This window comes from Streptomyces huasconensis (genome assembly GCF_021028635.1).
Lineage (GTDB): Bacteria > Actinomycetota > Actinomycetes > Streptomycetales > Streptomycetaceae > Streptomyces > Streptomyces huasconensis.
Genome location: NZ_CP086119.1, coordinates 5,437,478 through 5,452,194, shown reverse-complemented (window position 1 = coordinate 5,452,194; position 14,717 = coordinate 5,437,478). Strand labels below are relative to the sequence as shown.

The 14,717-nt window shown below is 73.0% G+C and carries 14 protein-coding genes; 8 read left to right on the top strand and 6 right to left on the bottom strand.

Annotation, left to right across the window (positions count from 1 at the left end; translation table 11 throughout):
• Positions 1–91: 91 nt before the first annotated feature.
• Complete coding sequence (locus J2N69_RS25005) at positions 92–877, bottom strand: class I SAM-dependent methyltransferase (RefSeq protein ID WP_230902720.1); 786 nt, start codon at positions 875–877, stop codon at positions 92–94.
• A gap of 91 nt (positions 878–968) precedes the next feature.
• On the opposite strand from J2N69_RS25005, the gene J2N69_RS25000 reads away from it, so the two are divergent.
• Positions 969–1,619, top strand: a complete 651-nt coding sequence (locus J2N69_RS25000) for a CGNR zinc finger domain-containing protein (RefSeq protein WP_230902719.1) — start codon at positions 969–971, stop codon at positions 1,617–1,619.
• Here J2N69_RS25000 and sodX read toward each other — a convergent pair.
• On the bottom strand, positions 1,502–1,936 hold the full coding sequence (sodX, locus tag J2N69_RS24995) for a nickel-type superoxide dismutase maturation protease (RefSeq protein ID WP_230904861.1): 435 nt from the start codon (positions 1,934–1,936) through the stop codon (positions 1,502–1,504). The two genes, J2N69_RS25000 and sodX, sit on opposite strands and share 118 nt — an antisense overlap.
• Before the next feature lie 145 nt (positions 1,937–2,081).
• Between sodX and sodN the strand changes: the two genes are divergently transcribed.
• Positions 2,082–2,477 carry a superoxide dismutase, Ni gene (sodN, locus tag J2N69_RS24990; RefSeq protein WP_230902718.1) on the top strand — a complete coding sequence of 132 codons (396 nt, stop codon included), beginning with the start codon at positions 2,082–2,084 and terminating at the stop codon, positions 2,475–2,477.
• Between the two features lie 188 nt (positions 2,478–2,665).
• The gene (locus tag J2N69_RS24985) at positions 2,666–3,808 is read left to right on the top strand and encodes a hypothetical protein (protein WP_230902717.1); all 1,143 of its coding nucleotides are present in this window, start codon (positions 2,666–2,668) and stop codon (positions 3,806–3,808) included.
• A gap of 21 nt (positions 3,809–3,829) precedes the next feature.
• Here J2N69_RS24985 and J2N69_RS24980 read toward each other — a convergent pair whose 3' ends face one another.
• Together J2N69_RS24980 and J2N69_RS24975 are read right to left on the bottom strand one after the other, a co-directional pair.
• On the bottom strand, positions 3,830–4,495 hold the full coding sequence (locus J2N69_RS24980; protein ID WP_230902716.1) for a response regulator: 666 nt from the start codon (positions 4,493–4,495) through the stop codon (positions 3,830–3,832).
• 120 nt (positions 4,496–4,615) lie between these two features.
• Positions 4,616–7,069 carry a sensor histidine kinase gene (locus J2N69_RS24975; protein WP_230902715.1) on the bottom strand — a complete coding sequence of 818 codons (2,454 nt, stop codon included), beginning with the start codon at positions 7,067–7,069 and terminating at the stop codon, positions 4,616–4,618.
• Between the two features lie 180 nt (positions 7,070–7,249).
• On the opposite strand from J2N69_RS24975, the gene J2N69_RS24970 reads away from it, so the two are divergent.
• The 3 genes from J2N69_RS24970 to J2N69_RS24960 all read left to right on the top strand — a co-directional run bounded on the left by J2N69_RS24970 (position 7,250) and on the right by J2N69_RS24960 (position 11,072).
• Positions 7,250–8,350, top strand: a complete 1,101-nt coding sequence (locus tag J2N69_RS24970; RefSeq protein WP_230902714.1) for a CPBP family intramembrane glutamic endopeptidase — start codon at positions 7,250–7,252, stop codon at positions 8,348–8,350.
• Positions 8,347–8,835 carry a hypothetical protein gene (locus J2N69_RS24965; protein WP_230902713.1) on the top strand — a complete coding sequence of 163 codons (489 nt, stop codon included), beginning with the start codon at positions 8,347–8,349 and terminating at the stop codon, positions 8,833–8,835. The genes J2N69_RS24970 and J2N69_RS24965 overlap by 4 nt, the downstream gene beginning before the upstream one ends.
• A gap of 143 nt (positions 8,836–8,978) precedes the next feature.
• Positions 8,979–11,072: an elongation factor G gene (locus J2N69_RS24960; protein ID WP_230902712.1), complete on the top strand. Its 2,094-nt coding sequence runs from the start codon at positions 8,979–8,981 to the stop codon at positions 11,070–11,072.
• A gap of 5 nt (positions 11,073–11,077) precedes the next feature.
• Here J2N69_RS24960 and J2N69_RS24955 read toward each other — a convergent pair whose 3' ends face one another.
• Positions 11,078–12,034 carry a sigma-70 family RNA polymerase sigma factor gene (locus tag J2N69_RS24955; protein ID WP_230902711.1) on the bottom strand — a complete coding sequence of 319 codons (957 nt, stop codon included), beginning with the start codon at positions 12,032–12,034 and terminating at the stop codon, positions 11,078–11,080.
• A gap of 111 nt (positions 12,035–12,145) precedes the next feature.
• A complete protein-coding gene (locus J2N69_RS24950; RefSeq protein ID WP_230902710.1) occupies positions 12,146–12,781 on the bottom strand; it encodes an HAD family hydrolase in 636 nt (211 codons plus the stop codon).
• A gap of 179 nt (positions 12,782–12,960) precedes the next feature.
• On the opposite strand from J2N69_RS24950, the gene J2N69_RS24945 reads away from it, so the two are divergent.
• Positions 12,961–13,944 (top strand): ATP-binding cassette domain-containing protein, encoded by a 984-nt coding sequence (locus tag J2N69_RS24945; protein WP_230902709.1) that lies wholly within the window; start codon positions 12,961–12,963, stop codon positions 13,942–13,944.
• Positions 13,941–14,705 (top strand): ABC transporter permease, encoded by a 765-nt coding sequence (locus J2N69_RS24940; RefSeq protein WP_230902708.1) that lies wholly within the window; start codon positions 13,941–13,943, stop codon positions 14,703–14,705. The genes J2N69_RS24945 and J2N69_RS24940 overlap by 4 nt, the downstream gene beginning before the upstream one ends.
• The last annotated feature ends 12 nt before the right edge of the window (positions 14,706–14,717 follow it).

Here is a 14,717-nt window from a genome sequence, read left to right as displayed (position 1 = left end):
CGCGAGCAACCACGACGCGCCCGCACCCGGAAACGTGCGAGAAGGGGCGGTACGGATCAGTGATCCGTACCGCCCCTTCTCCGTCCACGGGTTACTTCAGCCCCAGGACCACCGCGTCCGACGGCGACGCCCACACCGGCCGCGCCTCCGAGAACCCGGCCTCCCGCAACGTACGCACATGCCACTCGACGGACGGCATGTCCCCGTCCGCGTGCTCACCGTAGATCTCGAACCGCTTGGCGGTGGGTCCGGCGAGGACCGGGTCCTGGGCGGCGAGCTGCCACCACTCCTTCCAGTCCAGCACGCCCTCGGCCTTGGCACGGTCCATCCGCCGGTGGCGGAAGGCGCTCTCGGCGGCGTTCAGCCGCGGGGTGGCGGGGTCCGGCATGTGATCGGCGTTCATGAAGACGCCACCGTCCCGGACGAGCCCGGCGACCTGGCCGTACAACGTGGCGAGCGGCTCGCTGAAGAGCCAGTGCAACGCCGTCGCGGTGAGCACGGCGTCATACGAGTCGTGCGGCAGCGCGGCGGCCCAGTCGGGGTCCTTCAGGTCGGCGGTGACGAAGGTGACCCGGTCGTCACCCGCGAAGGTGCCCTCGGCGATGGTGAGCAGCGCGGGGTCGAGGTCGACGCCGACGCTCGTCGCGTCCGGGAACCTCTTGAGGAGCCGGTCCGTAATACTTCCCGTACCGCACGCCAGATCGAGCACGCGCGGCTCGGGGCCGACCACGGCCTCGACCATGTCGAGCATGATGTGGAACCGCTCCTCGCGGTCGGGCAGGTACCACTGCTGCTGCCGGTCCCAGCTGTCCTGCCAGGCGCGCCAGTCGGTGCCGTGCCCGGCCGCGGTCCCGGCCCCCGTTCCCGTCTCCGTCATCAGAACCCCTCCACTCCGTAATACCCTGGTACCGCAATCGGCTATTACCGGCCGACGAGATGACCATAGCCCGCCCCCGTAAGGACTACAAGTGGAACTGGCCTATTACTCGGACTACGCCGTACGCCTGGTCAACAGCGAGGAGCCGGGCCGCAACAAGGACGCGCTGACCTCGGTCGAAGCGATCCGGGAGCTGTTCGGGACGAGCACGCAGATGGCCCGCCGCGCCACGGACTCCGACGTCACGCGCTTCCGTTCCGTACGGGGCAGGCTCCGGGCGGTCTTCGAGGCGGCGGACGGCGGCGACGAGACGCTCGCGGTCGACCTGCTGAACTCACTGCTCCTGGAGTTCCCGGTGAGCCCGCAGATCTCGGGCCACGACCACCGGGACGACGACGGACGCCCGCTGTGGCACATGCACCTGGCGGACCACCCCTCGAACGCCACCGCGGGGTACGCAGCGATCGCCGCGATGGGCCTCGCCTTCCACCTCACCGAGCACGGCGTGGACCGCCTCGGCCTGTGCGAGGCGGCGCCGTGCCGCAACGCCTATCTCGACACCTCCACGAACCGCTCCCGGCGCTACTGCTCGGACCGCTGCGCGACCCGCGCCAACGTCGCCGCCTACCGCGCCCGCAAGCGCCTGGAGACGGAGCGCTCGGCGAACACCGGCCGCACGGCACAGACCGCCCAGCGCGCCAGCGCCAGCGGCGAGCGCCGCCCGGAGGCGGGCGGCCGGTAGCGGAACCGCACCCGGCCCAGCACCAGCTCCTCGGGGACGACTCCGTAGTCCGTACTGTCCCCGCCGGCGAAGGCGTTGTCGCCGCGCACCCACCAGCCGCCGCCGCGGCGCTCCTTGGCGCGCTTGACGACCAACAGGTCCTGCTGGAACGGATGGCGCAGGACCACCACGTCCCCCGGGCGGACGCGGCCGCCCCACCGGACGAGCAGCCGGTCCCCGTGATGCAGCGTGGGCACCATCGAGGGACCCGTCACCTCTGCCGCGCCCCACGGCAGGACGGCCCTTCCGCGCTCGCTCTCCTGCGACAGCTCCGGCATCACCGGCACCTCCCCGGTCCTATCCTCCACCAGTCCCAGTCTGACCCTGGACTTTTGTCCTAAGCCCATGGGGGCACCCGCGAAAACCGGCTTCTCACGGAGTAATGTCCCACCTGAGAAGACGATCACGAGGAAGGACAGCTACATGCTTTCCCGCCTGTTTGCCCCCAAGGTGAAGGTCAGCGCCCACTGCGACCTGCCCTGCGGCGTGTACGACCCGGCCCAGGCCCGCATCGAGGCGGAGTCCGTCAAGGCCGTGCAGGAGAAGATGGCCGCCAACGACGACGCCCACTTCCAGGCGCGTGCCACGGTCATCAAGGAGCAGCGCGCAGAGCTGGCCAAGCATCACGTGTCGGTGCTCTGGAGCGACTACTTCAAGCCCCCGCACTTCGAGAAGTACCCGGAGCTGCACCAGCTGGTCAACGACACCCTGAAGGCCCTCTCGGCCGCCAAGGCGTCGACGGACCCGGCCACGGGCCAGAAGGCGCTGGACTACATCGCCCAGATCGACAAGATCTTCTGGGAGACGAAGAAGGCCTGATCCCCGGTCACGCCCTCTGACCTGCGGCCTCCTTGGCCGCAGCGTCCGCCCTTCCCGCACCCGGCCCGTTGGCCGGCCGCCGTACACGGCGTCCTCGACGGTCCGGGTGCGGTCGTTTCCGCCCCGGCACCGGCGGCCATGACGCCCCTGGTGGGGCACTCGCAGAGGGCCTCACTATGCTCCCCGGAATGACCACGCAGTCGCCCCCGCGGCTCACGCCGGAAGCCGCCCGGGAGCTTCAGGGCTTGCTCCCGGCCGAGATCGGGCCGGGGCTCAGTGAGCACGAACTCACCGCCGTCGAGGAACGGTTCGGGTTCCGTTTCTCCGCCGATCACCGGGTCTTTCTCGCCGCCGGGCTGCCCCATGGGTCGTCGCGGTGGCCCGACTGGCGCGGCGGCGACCCCGACGACCTGGCCGACAGGCTCTCCCGGCCGGTGGAGGGCGTGCTCTTCGACGTGGAGCACACCGGCTTCTGGCACCCCTCCTGGCCCCCGCGGCCCGACGGGACGTCCGACGCCCTGCGGCTCGCGACGTCCGAGCTGGCGGCCGTGCCGCGGCTGGTCCCTGTCCATGCCCACCGCTATCTGCCGGGCACGGCGGGCGAGTGGGGGCACCCCGTGCTCTCCGTCCACCAGACCGACGTCATCATCTACGGCAATGACCTCGGCGACTACGTACGGCACGAGTTCACCGGCCGAAGCCGCGCTGTCACCGCGCACGCCACTGTCGACTTCTGGTCGTACTTCGTCGAGGGCGGGCCGGGGACCGACGTCGCCGCGCCGACGCCCCACACTCCGTACGCGACGGACGCGCGCGAGGCGGTCGAACACCTGCGGATGCTGGCGCTGGAGCGCCTCATCGGCCGCCGGCACCACCCGGAGCAGTTGATCGAGGCCGCGCTCACGGCGCTGGTCCTCGACGCCGAGGTGGAGTCGGACGCGTTGCCGTCACTGGCCGGGCTGCTGCGCACCGAGCGCGCGCGGGCCCCCGCGCTGTTCGAGGAGGTGACGCGCGAGGCGGGGCTGCTCCGGGGCGTTCCCGCCGACGACGGGGGCGGCTCCCGGGAGGCATCGGTCCGCTGGCGGCTCGTGCGCTGGTGGCTGCGGCTGATCGTCAACGGCAGCCTGGCCCCGGGGCCCGGTGGTGACGTGATCACGTACGAGGGCTGGGGCCCGCTGGGCCGGCCGCGGGCGCTCGGCCCCCTGGTGGACAAGGTCGACGCGTACAACGACTGGACGGCGCTCAGGCGCGGCGACCGTGAGCACCTGGCACGGGCGATCGTCACCGAGGCCGAGCGGCTGCTCGCCGGGCCCTGGCCGCCGTCGGCCTGATCCGCCGGGGCCGCGGCGCGCTCACTCCCGGTGCGTCCGTCGGGGGCGGGCCAGGCCCAGGTCGTACGCGAGGATCGTGGCCTGGACGCGGTCGCGCAGCCCCAACTTGCCGAGCAGGGCGTTGACATGGGACTTGACCGTGCCGGTGGTCACGCCGAGGGCGCCGGCGATCTCGGCGTTGGTGTGGCCCGCCGCCACCAGGGTCAGCACCTCGCGTTCGCGCGGCGTGAGCGAGGTGAGGAGTTCGGGGTCCGGAGCGGGGGCCGTGTCCGCGAAGGCGTCGATCAGGCGGCGCGTGACGGTGGGCGCGAGCATGGCCTCACCCGAGGCCACCACCCTGATGCCTGCGAGGAGTTCCTCCGGCAGCGCGTCCTTGAGGAGGAAGCCGGAAGCCCCGGCGCGCAGGGCGTCGTGGACGTACGCGTCCTGGTCGAAGGTGGTCAGGACGAGGACCCGCGGCGCCGCCCCCGCGGGCTCCGTGGGCTCCGCGGTGAGCAGGCGGGTCGCCGTCAGGCCGTCCATGCCCGGCATGCGGATGTCCATGAGGACGACGTCCGGGGAGAGTTCCCGTGCCAGCCGCACGGCCTGGGCACCGTCCTGTGCCTCCGCCACCACGTGCAGGTCCGGTTCCGCGTCGACGATCGCCGCGAACCCGGCACGGACGACGGCCTGGTCGTCGACGACCATCACTCGGACGGTTCCAGCAGGGCGCGCCTCGCCGGCTTCGTCGGCCGCTGTGTTCTCGGTGGGGATGGTGATACCTCCTTGGGATCTCGGCTGCCGCTGTGCTCGCTGCCACAAGGGCGCTCACGGCACCGTGGGGCTCGCGGCCGCAGGGGTGTTCGCGGCTGCCGTGTGGCTTTCGGCGAGCGGGGAACTCTGGGGCGTCGTGGGGCTTACGGGTGGGGTGGGGCTCAGGGGCGTCGTGGGGCTTACGGGTGGGGTGGGGCTCAGGGGCGTCGTGGGGCTTACGGGTGGGGTGGGGCTCAGGGGCGTCGTGGGGCTTACGGGTGTGGCGGGGCCCAGCGGCGTCGCATGCCTCTCGGCCGCCGTGGTGCTCACAGGCGTCCTGGGACTCTCGGCCGCCGTGGGACTTACGGCTGTCGCGGGACTCTCGGCCGCCGTAGTGCCCACGGGCATCGGGGTGCTCACGGGCGTCGTCGGACTCACGGATGCCGTGGTGCCCTCAGCCGCCGCGGTGCTCACAGACGCCGTAGGACTCACGACCGCCAAGCCACCCGACACCACCCCGGCACCAGACCCCGCCGCCCCCGCCGCCTCCCTGCGCGCCCCGCGCGCATTGCCCGGGTCCGTCGTCTCTCTCAGCGTCGCCAGCAAGTTCCGCATGGCTGACAGGCCCGCTCTCGCCTCGTCGGTCACGCCCTGGAGGTCGCCCGCCTCGGCTCGTCGCACCACCGCGTCCGCGTGCCGTACGACCTCGCCGCGCAGCTCCGTGGCGATGCGGCGGCGCTCCTCGTACGCCTCGAAGACCGCCGAGCGGACCGTCTCGGTGAGGGCGTGGTCCTCGATCGCCCTGATGCGTTCGCGCCGGGTGCGGACCACCGCGCCGATGACCCAGGGCACCGCCAGGGGGAACAGCGACAGCACGCCGAACGCACACGCCATGAAGAGGAACGCGCCGAAACCGCCGTCCTGGTCGAGGTCCGCCATGCCGTCGGCCGCCGCCACCGCGAGCCACGACAGGCACAACCCGGCCGCCCCCACCACCACGGCGGTCCAGGTGACCCGCGCCGGACCCGCGAAGGCTCCCACGGCGTGCACGGCCACGCACTCCCCCACCCCGCCGGCCACCGCCAGACAGAGCGCCACCGCGGGCGGCACGAGCCCGAAGGCGACCCCGAGCGGCGCGAGCCAGGCCGTGGCGAGGACCGCGCACAGCACCGCCCAGGGTGCCCGGCGCCGCCACAGCAGCGGCAGCGCGTGGGCGACGGCGGGCCCGCAGGCCAGGGCGGTGTCGCCGGGGCTCTCCGCGAGGACGGTGAAGACCGGCAGCGAGGCGGCGGCCAGCACGGCCGCCCCGTCCGCCGGATCGAGGCCGCGCAGGGCCCGGTGGCGGGAGGCGTGGTGGCGCATCGGGGCCGTGGTGCGCGGCAGCCGTGCGCGCACGGCCCAGCCGGGCCCGTCGGCGCGCGGCCCCGCCTCCAGGGTGCCGCCGAGCGCGGCGGCGCGCTCCCGCATGCCCGCGGTGCCCCGGCCCGACCCGAGCCGCTGCCTCCCTCCGGAGGACGACGCGTCGGGTGGCGCGTCCGCGGCCGCCCCGTCGTCCTCGACCACGAGGTCCACCGCGCCGTCACGTTCGAAGACGCCGACGCGTACGCGTACGGCGGCCCCGGGGGCGTACCGCAGGGCGTTGGTGAGGGCCTCGCGGACGATGCCGAACGCCGCGTCGGCGACCGGGCCGGTCAGGGCCGCGAGGTCCGGCGTCACCTCGACGGCGGGGCGCAGGCCCAGGCGGGCGAAGCCGTCGGCCAGTTCTCCCACGCGCTCCTGAATGCCGCTCTCCTCGTCCGCCGCGCGGGTGCGCATCATCGCGACGAGGCGGTGCAGCGCCGCCAGCGTCTCGCGTCCGCTGTCCGCCGCGAAGGCGAGGGCCTGCGCGGTCAGTTCCGGTCGGCGGTCGCCGAGCCGCAGCGCCGCGTCCGCGGTGACGACGACGGAGGTGAGGTGGTGGGCGCTGACGTCGTGCAGTTCGCGGGCGAGGCGCAGGCGTTCGGTCCCGGCGGCCCGGTTCCGTTCGGCCTCCGCCCGCGCGAGCTCCCGCGCGGCGGCCCGGCGCCCGGCGAGCCAGCGGCGGCGGCTGCGGCCGAGCCCCAGGACGGTGAGGAAGACCGCGCAGTTGATGAGGGTCTCGCCCCCGGCCTCGGCCATGGAGGGGTACAGCACGGCCGCGCGGACCGCCTCCGCGACCGCCAGGGCCGACCCGACGAGGGCGGCCGTGCGCAACGGGCGGCGCACCACGACCGAGTACAGGGCCACCAGCACGGCCACCCCGTGCAGCAGCGTCGCGTCCTCGGGCAGGAGCAACCCGCCCGCCATGCCCGCCTCGACGACGAGCGCGGCGGCCACCGGCCGGCCGCGGCGCATGCCGAGCCCCGCGGTGACGACGACCGCGACGATCAGCGCCGCCGTGAGCTGCGCGGCGCCGATCTGGTCCCCGTCCCGCAGCGCGCGCCCCGGCCAGTAGGCCAGCTGCTGGATCGCCAACAGGGCGGGCAGCAGCCAGTTACGTATCCCCTCCATATGGGCTCCGATGATACGGAGGGGCGGTACCGCGGCGGCCTTCGCCCGGGCCGGGGCCCCAGGGCCCGGGGCCGTACCGGCCCGCTCACCCGGTCCCGCCCCGGCTCTATCCCAGGGTGGAGAGCGCGATCCTGCCGACGGCCGACGCCCTGGCCCGTCGGGGCCGGAATGCTGAAGGGCATGACCGAGACGCCCTTCCCGGCGGGCCCTTCCCCCGACCCGTTCGCACCGCCGCCACCACCCTCCCCCGCCGCCCCTCCGTACGCTCACCCTCCGTACGCCGCCATCCCGGACGCCCGCGGCCCGTACGCCTCCGGCCCCTACGCCCACTTCACGCCGTACCCCCACCACCCCCTCCCCCCACCGGCACCCTCGCCCCTCCCGTACCACCGTCTCGCCCTGCTCACCGGACGTCACCGCTGGTGGCGTCCCCTCGCGGGCACCGGCCTGGTGCTGGCCGGTGGCGTCGCCGTCATGCTGCTCGTCCTGCTCGGCGGCCAGGTGGCGGGCGCGCTGCTCGACCGGCCGGTGGACCGGGACGGGTTCCGGGTGTGGGGCGGCATCGGGGAGACGGGCCTTGGCCTGCTCTCCCTCGCGCTGCTGCTCCCCGTCGTGCTGCTCGCCGCCCGCTGGGCCCAGCGGCGCCCGGCCGGGACGGTGTCGTCGGTCGCCGGGCGGCTGCGGTGGCGCTGGCTCGGGCGGTGCACGGCGATGGGAGTGCCCCTGGTGGCGGTGGCGTTCGGGGTCATGCTGCTGCTGCCCTCCCCGGCGGGCGACGGCTCGGACGACATGCGGTGGGTCGGACTCCCCGACTTCCTGGTCGGCCTCGCGATGGTGTGCGCACTCGTGCCGTTCCAGGCGGCGGCCGAGGAGTACGTGTTCCGGGGCTGGCTCACCCAGGCCGTCGGCGCCTGGCTCCGCTCCCCGTGGCTCGCGGTCCTGCCCCAGGCTCCGCTGTTCGCCGCGGCCCACGGCTGGGGCACGCCGTGGGGCTTCGCGGACCTGATGGTGTTCGCGCTCGTCGCGGGCCTCCTGACGGTGCGTACGGGCGGCTTGGAGGCGGCCATCGGCCTGCACGTGCTCAACAACCTGCTGGCCATGGGGGTTTCGACCGCGATCGTCGGCGCGCTCGCCTCCGAGGAGACGGCCGCCGACATGGACTGGATGTCGGTCTGCGTCGACGTCGTGATGCTCTGCGGATACGCGGCACTGGTGCTGCGGGTGGCGGACCGCCGCGGGATCGAAGCGGTCGGTACGGGTGCTGCGGGGGCCGGTCGATGAGCGGCGCCCGGACGGCGGAAGTTCAGGCTCCGGCCTGCCGGGCCCCGCGCTCCCTGGCCCGGCGCGGCGCCCGTGACGTCCTCCAGGGATACGCCCTGTGGCTGCTCTACCGGTGGCTCGTCCACGGCAAGGAGGAGGCCTCCCCCGGCTTGCGCCAGTCGCTGCTGCTGCTCGTCGTGGTCGCGCTGTGGGTGTCCGTGGCCGGGTTCCTGCGGGGCCGCGCGGACCGCGCCGCACGTTGGACGGCCCTGGTCGCGGCGGGCGTGGCGGCGGGGGCGTTCCTGACGGTCGTCGTGGCGCGGCCGGCGTCCACCGGTCTCGTCGCCCTGCCGACGCCCGCCGCGAGCGCCCTGCTGCTCGCGGTCGCCGGGGGTCTCGGGCTGTGGGTGCGCCACACGGAGTCGCGGCGCCGCGCGGACGGCCACTCGGGCCACGGGCGAACGGGCGTGCGCGGAGATCCGTCAGCCGTCCGTGAGCCGGGTTAATCAGTTGCCGTGTCCGGCGGCCCCTGCTGCACTGGCGGGAGCCGGCGAACGACCGGCGCAGTCCACGAAGGAGCAGCAAATGCGGCGTTCGCGCATGTCCCGCCCCGAGGAAAGCCAGCTCTCTTCAAAGGACATGACGGTACGTGCATTCACCTGCTCCGCACACATTGAACCTGGGCATTCTCGCCCACATCGACGCCGGTAAGACCAGCCTGACCGAGCGGCTCCTGCACGCCGCCGGGGTCATCGACGAGATCGGCCGCGTCGACGACGGGAACACGCAGACCGACTCGCTCGCCCTGGAGCGGCAGCGCGGCATCACGATCAAGTCCGCGGTCGTCTCCTTCACCATCGAAGCCCCGGGGGGCACGGGCACGGGTGCGGGCGTCACGGTCAACCTCATCGACACCCCCGGCCACCCGGACTTCATCGCCGAGGTGGAGCGGGTCCTGAGCGTGCTCGACGGAGCCGTGCTCGTGATCTCCGCGGTGGAGGGCGTCCAGGCGCAGACCCGCGTCCTGCTGCGCACCCTGCGGCGGCTGCGCATCCCGACCCTGATCTTCGTGAACAAAGCGGACCGCACCGGCGCCCGGTACGACGCCTCCCTGAGCCATATCGCCGAGCGGCTCACCCCCGACATCGTGGCGATGGGCACGGTCGCGGACATCGGCACCCGTGAGGCCCGCTTCACGCCCTTCACCGCCGAGAACGCAGAGGGCGGCGGGTTCACCGCCCGGCTGGTCGAACTGCTCACCGGGCACGACGACGCGCTGCTCACGGCGTACGTGGACGACGCCTCGTCCCTCTCGTACGACCGCCTGCGCGCCGAGCTGGCCCGGCAGACCGGGCGGGCCCTGGTGCACCCCGTTTACTTCGGGTCGGCGATGACGGGCGCGGGGGTCCCTGAACTGATCGACGGCATCCGCGCGTTGCTGCCCTCGACCGCCGGGGACGCCGGAGGCCCCGTGTCCGGCAAGGTGTTCAAGGTGGAGCGCGGGAGCGCCGGGGAGAAGATCGCGTACGTACGCGTGTTCTCGGGGACGGTCCGCACGCGGGACCGTGTCGCCATCACCGGCGTCACCGACGGCACTGCCGGCGTGATGGGGGACAGGGCCGACGGCCCCCGTGAAGGCAAGGTCACCGCCGTCAGCGTCTTCGACCAGGGCACGGACGTGCGCCGCGCCGAGGTCCGCGCGGGGCAGATCGGCAGGCTCTGGGGGCTCGGCGACGTCAGGATCGGCGACGTCATCGGCGTACCGCCCAAGGGGGCCGAGCCCGGCGGCCGGTTCTTCGCGCCGCCCACCCTGGAGACGGTCGTCACCCCGCTGCGTCCCGCCGACCGGGGCGCCCTGCACGTCGCGCTCACGCAGCTCGCCGAACAGGACCCGCTGATCGACCTGCGGCAGGACACCGTCCGCCAGGAGGTGTCGGTGTCCCTCTACGGAGAGGTACAGAAGGAGGTCATCCAGGCGACGCTCGCCGAGGACTTCGGTCTCGACGTCTCCTTCCGCGAGACGACGACGATCTGCGTGGAGCGGGTCGTCGGCACGGGCGAGGCGTTCGAGGTCGGCGAGAAGGAACCCAACCCGTTCCTCGCCACGGTCGGGCTGCGCGTCGAGCCCGCGCCGGTCGGCGCGGGGGTGACGTTCCGGCTCGGCGTCGAGCTGGGTTCGATGCCGTACGCGTTCTTCCGGGCCGTCGAGGAGACCGTCCGGGAGACGCTGCACCAGGGCCTGTACGGCTGGCGCGTCCCCGACTGCGCGGTCACCATGACACGCGCCGGTTACTGGCCGCGCCAGAGCCACGCGCACGGCACCTTCGACAAGAGCATGTCGAGCACCGCCGGTGACTTCCGGAACCTGACGCCGCTGGTCCTGATGGACGCGCTGCGCGATGCGGGCACAGTGGTGCACGAGCCGATGCACCGCTTCCGGCTCGACGTGCCCGCCGACACGGTCGGTGCGGTGCTGCCCGCCCTGGCCCGGCTGCGGGCGGTACCGCACACCCAGGCGGCGAGCGGAACCTCGTACCGCCTGGAAGGGGACATCCCCGCCCAGCAGGTGCACGCGCTGGAGCAGCTGCTGCCCGGGCTCACGCGCGGCGAGGGCGAGCTGGAGTCCGCCTTCGACCACTACGAGCCGGTGCGCGGCCCGGCCCCGTCGCGCGAGCGGACCGACCACGATCCGCTCCACCGCAAGGAGTACCTACTGCGGGTGGTGCGCAGAACGCCCGCATGAAGGGCTCAGGCTTCGAACGACGGGAGCCCGAGACTCCGCAGCCGCTCCGGGTCGGCGATGATGTTGATCTCCACGATCTTGCCGTCCACGACGGTGAAGGAACCGAGGGAGAACACCTCGCCGCCCGGGGCCGCGACCAGGCCCGGCAGGCCGTTGACGAGCACGACATGCTGGTGCGCGGCCAGCCGCGCGAACATGGCGGCCTGCGCGGCCACCGTCGCCGCGCCCCGCACCAGCTTCGACAGGCCCGAGGACAGCTCGCCGGTGTCCGAGCGCAACACGACGTCCGGGTCGAGGAGTTCGAGCAGCGCGTCGAAGTCGCCCGCCTTGGTGGCGGCCGTCCAGGCCTCGACGACCTCACGCTGCTTGGCGACGTCCCTCTCGTGGGCCGGCGTCGAGCCCTGCACGCGGCGGCGGGCCCGGCTGGCCAGCTGTCGGGTCGCGGCGGGCGTGCGCTCCACGATGAGCGCGATCTCGTCGAAGGGCACGGCGAACATGTCGTGCAGCACGAACGCGAGCCGCTCGGCGGGCGCGAGGGTCTCCAGTACGACGAGCAGCGCGAGGCCCACCGAGTCGGCGCGCAGCGCCTCCTGTTCGGGGTCGACCACGTCCACGCGGCCGACGACCGGGTCCGGCACGTGTGTCTCCAGGGAGACGTCGAGTGACTCCTCGCGCCGTGACTGGCGTGAACGCAGCAGGTCCAGGCAGATCCGGCCGACGACGGTGGTCAGCCAGGCACCGAGGTTGCGCACCTCACCGGGCCCCGAGGCATCCGGGGCAGTGCCTTTGGCTGCGGCAGTGGCTGCGGCCTGGGTGCGGCTGAGCCGGAGCCACGCCTCCTGGACCGCGTCCTCGGACTCGCTCACCGAGCCGAGCATGCGGTACGCGACCGCGTTCAGCCGGGCCCTGTGCTCCTCGAACCGTGCGGCCAGGCCGGCCTCGGCCGATGCGTTGACGTCCACTGCGCTTCTCCCGTTCCCCGTTCTCCGCCCCCCGTCCCCGGCATCCACGTGCGCCGACGCGGCAGGGGGGAGAACAGCCCTGAGGAGAACAGTAGTGAACGCTCCAGGGCGTCACAGAAGCGGTGCCAACGCCGCCCGCAGGTCGGCCGGTTCGCGGTAGAGCAGGCCGGTCATCCCCAGCGCCTCGGCCGCCGTGACGTTCTCCTCGAGGTCGTCCACGAACAGGCAACGGCCGGGGGCGACTCCGGCCCGTTCCGCCGCCACCTCGTAGATGCGGCGGTCGGGCTTGGTGACACCGAGGTCGGCGCTGCTGATCACGGCGTCGAAGACACCGTCGCCGGGGCCGCCGGTGAGACCGAGCAGGGCCAGGTCGTCGGCGAGCCAGGGCGTCGCGTTGGTCACCAGGACGACCGGGAGCCCGGCCGCCCTGACCCGCCGGAGCAGCCCGACCACCGCGTCGTCCGCCCGGAACTTGGTCTCCGCCAGCGTCGTGCCGAGCGCGTGCCCCCGCTCCCACGGCACCCGGTCGGAGAGGCCACGGGCTATGGAGTCGATCCACTGCTCCCTGGTGATCTCGCCGCGCATGAGCGGCAGGTCGGTCTCGGGCGCGAAGGCCGTCTCCGCGGTGCTGCCCCGTGGCAGCCCGGCCTCGGCCTCCAGTTGCTCCAGCTGTTCCATGGCGTAGAAGCGGATCACGCCATCGAGGTCACTCAGTACGGCGTCGAACGCCCGGCCGGAGGTGGTCATCGCACGTGTGTACCACGTGGACTCGGACCAGGGCCGGGCCGATAGGGCCGATAGGACGCGATGCCGATACTTGCGTCTCACCGCCTGTGTCCGGGACGTCAGCGTCCGTGTCAGGGACGTCAGCGTCCGTGTCAGGGGTGTGACAGGGGGCTGACAGGGCCGCTGGCGAAGGTAGCGGCATGAAGAGATCAGCGATTGCAGTTTCCGGGCTCCGCAAGGCGTACGGGGACAAGGCCGTGCTCGACGGCATCGACTTCGAGGTCACCTCGGGCTCGGTCTTCTCCCTGCTCGGTCCGAACGGCGCGGGCAAGACGACCACGGTGAACATCCTGACGACGCTGCTGAAGGCCGACGCCGGGACCGCGCACGTCGCCGGCCACGACGTGGCGTCCCAGACCAAGGAGGTGCGCTCGGTCATCGGCGTGACCGGCCAGTTCGCCGCGGTGGACGACCTGCTGTCGGGGCGGGAGAACCTGCGCATGATGGCGGACCTGAAGCGCGTGCGCTCCGCGGAGCGCGTGGTCTCACAGCTGCTCGACCGGTTCGACCTGAAGGAGTCGGCGGACAAGCTGGCCGCGACCTACTCCGGCGGTATGCGCAGGAAGCTGGACCTGGCGATGACGCTGGTCGGCAAGCCGCGGATCCTCTTCCTGGATGAGCCGACGACGGGCCTCGACCCGCGCAGCCGGCGCACCATGTGGGGGATCGTCCGCGAGCTGGTGGCCGAGGGCACCACCATCTTCCTCACCACCCAGTACCTGGAGGAGGCCGACCAGCTCGCCGACCGGATCGCGGTGCTCGACGAAGGCCGCCTGGTCGCCCACGGCACCCCCGCGGAGCTCAAGCGCCAGATCCCCGGCACCCACGTCCGGCTCCGCTTCACCGGCCTCCAGGAACTCGACGCGGCGGCGCGGGTCCTCGCCACCTCCACCCGGGACGACGAGGAGCTGACCCTGCGCGTGCCCAGCGACGGCGCGTCGCGGTCGCTGCGGGCCCTCCTCACCCGGCTCGACGACCACGGGCTCGACGCCGCGGAGTTCTCCGTGCACACCCCCGACCTCGACGACGTGTTCCTCGCCCTGACCGAGCACACCACCACCGCCCACGCCGGCACCGCCCACACCACCACGCACGCCACCACCGAGGGGACGATCAACCGATGAGCGCCGTCGCGACCACCCTGACCGATTCGGCGATCATGCTGCGCCGCAATCTGAAGCACACCCTGCGGAACCCCACCACGGTGTTCAACGCGATCCTGTTCCCGATCGTGATGATGCTCCTGTTCGTCAAGGTCTTCGGCGGCGCGTTCGACGTCGGCGGCGCCGCCTACATCGACTACGCGACACCCGGTCTCCTCGTGATGGCCATCAGCTACGGCCTCGGGGCCACCTCGGCGGCCGTGAACTCCGACATGTCGAAGGGCATCATCAACCGGCTCAAGACCATGGACGTCTCGCGCGGCGCCGTGCTGAACGGCCACGTCGTGGTCACCACGGTGCGCTGCCTGGTGGGCTGCGCGGCCATCATCGGGGTCGCCTTCGCGATGGGCTTCGACCCGGCCGCGAGCGCCCTCGACTGGCTCGGCGTGCTCGGCCTGGTCCTGCTGCTCAGCTTCGCCGCCGCCTGGCTCACCGTCGCCCTGGGGCTCGCCGCGAAGACTCCGGAGACGGCGGGCCTCGGCACCGTACCGCTGATCATGCTGCCGTTCCTGAGCAGCGCCTTCGTACCCGCGAACACCATGGGGACCGGTGTGCGGCAGTTCGTGGAGTACCAGCCCTTCACGCCGATCATCGAGACGCTGCGCGGGCTGCTGCTGGGCGGCCTGTCGCGAGGGGACGCGATCGCCGCCGTCGCCTGGTGCGTCGGCATCGCCGTCATCGGGTACGTGTGGTCGGTCTCCACGTTCAAGAAGCGTGCGTGACCCCGGCCGGCT

What these genes read in the sequence shown, in the direction of transcription:
- J2N69_RS24985 (WP_230902717.1), top strand. Translation starts at nt 2,666, where the DNA reads ATGACCACGCAGTCGCCCCCGCGGCTCACGCCGGAAGCCGCCCGGGAG.
- J2N69_RS24945 (WP_230902709.1), top strand. Translation starts at nt 12,961, where the DNA reads ATGAAGAGATCAGCGATTGCAGTTTCCGGGCTCCGCAAGGCGTACGGG.
- sodX (WP_230904861.1), bottom strand. Translation starts at nt 1,936, where the DNA reads ATGCCGGAGCTGTCGCAGGAGAGCGAGCGCGGAAGGGCCGTCCTGCCG.
- J2N69_RS24950 (WP_230902710.1), bottom strand. Translation starts at nt 12,781, where the DNA reads ATGACCACCTCCGGCCGGGCGTTCGACGCCGTACTGAGTGACCTCGAT.
- J2N69_RS24970 (WP_230902714.1), top strand. Translation starts at nt 7,250, where the DNA reads ATGACCGAGACGCCCTTCCCGGCGGGCCCTTCCCCCGACCCGTTCGCA.
- J2N69_RS24980 (WP_230902716.1), bottom strand. Translation starts at nt 4,495, where the DNA reads ATGGTCGTCGACGACCAGGCCGTCGTCCGTGCCGGGTTCGCGGCGATC.
- J2N69_RS24975 (WP_230902715.1), bottom strand. Translation starts at nt 7,069, where the DNA reads ATGGAGGGGATACGTAACTGGCTGCTGCCCGCCCTGTTGGCGATCCAG.
- sodN (WP_230902718.1), top strand. Translation starts at nt 2,082, where the DNA reads ATGCTTTCCCGCCTGTTTGCCCCCAAGGTGAAGGTCAGCGCCCACTGC.
- J2N69_RS24965 (WP_230902713.1), top strand. Translation starts at nt 8,347, where the DNA reads ATGAGCGGCGCCCGGACGGCGGAAGTTCAGGCTCCGGCCTGCCGGGCC.
- J2N69_RS25005 (WP_230902720.1), bottom strand. Translation starts at nt 877, where the DNA reads ATGACGGAGACGGGAACGGGGGCCGGGACCGCGGCCGGGCACGGCACC.
- J2N69_RS24940 (WP_230902708.1), top strand. Translation starts at nt 13,941, where the DNA reads ATGAGCGCCGTCGCGACCACCCTGACCGATTCGGCGATCATGCTGCGC.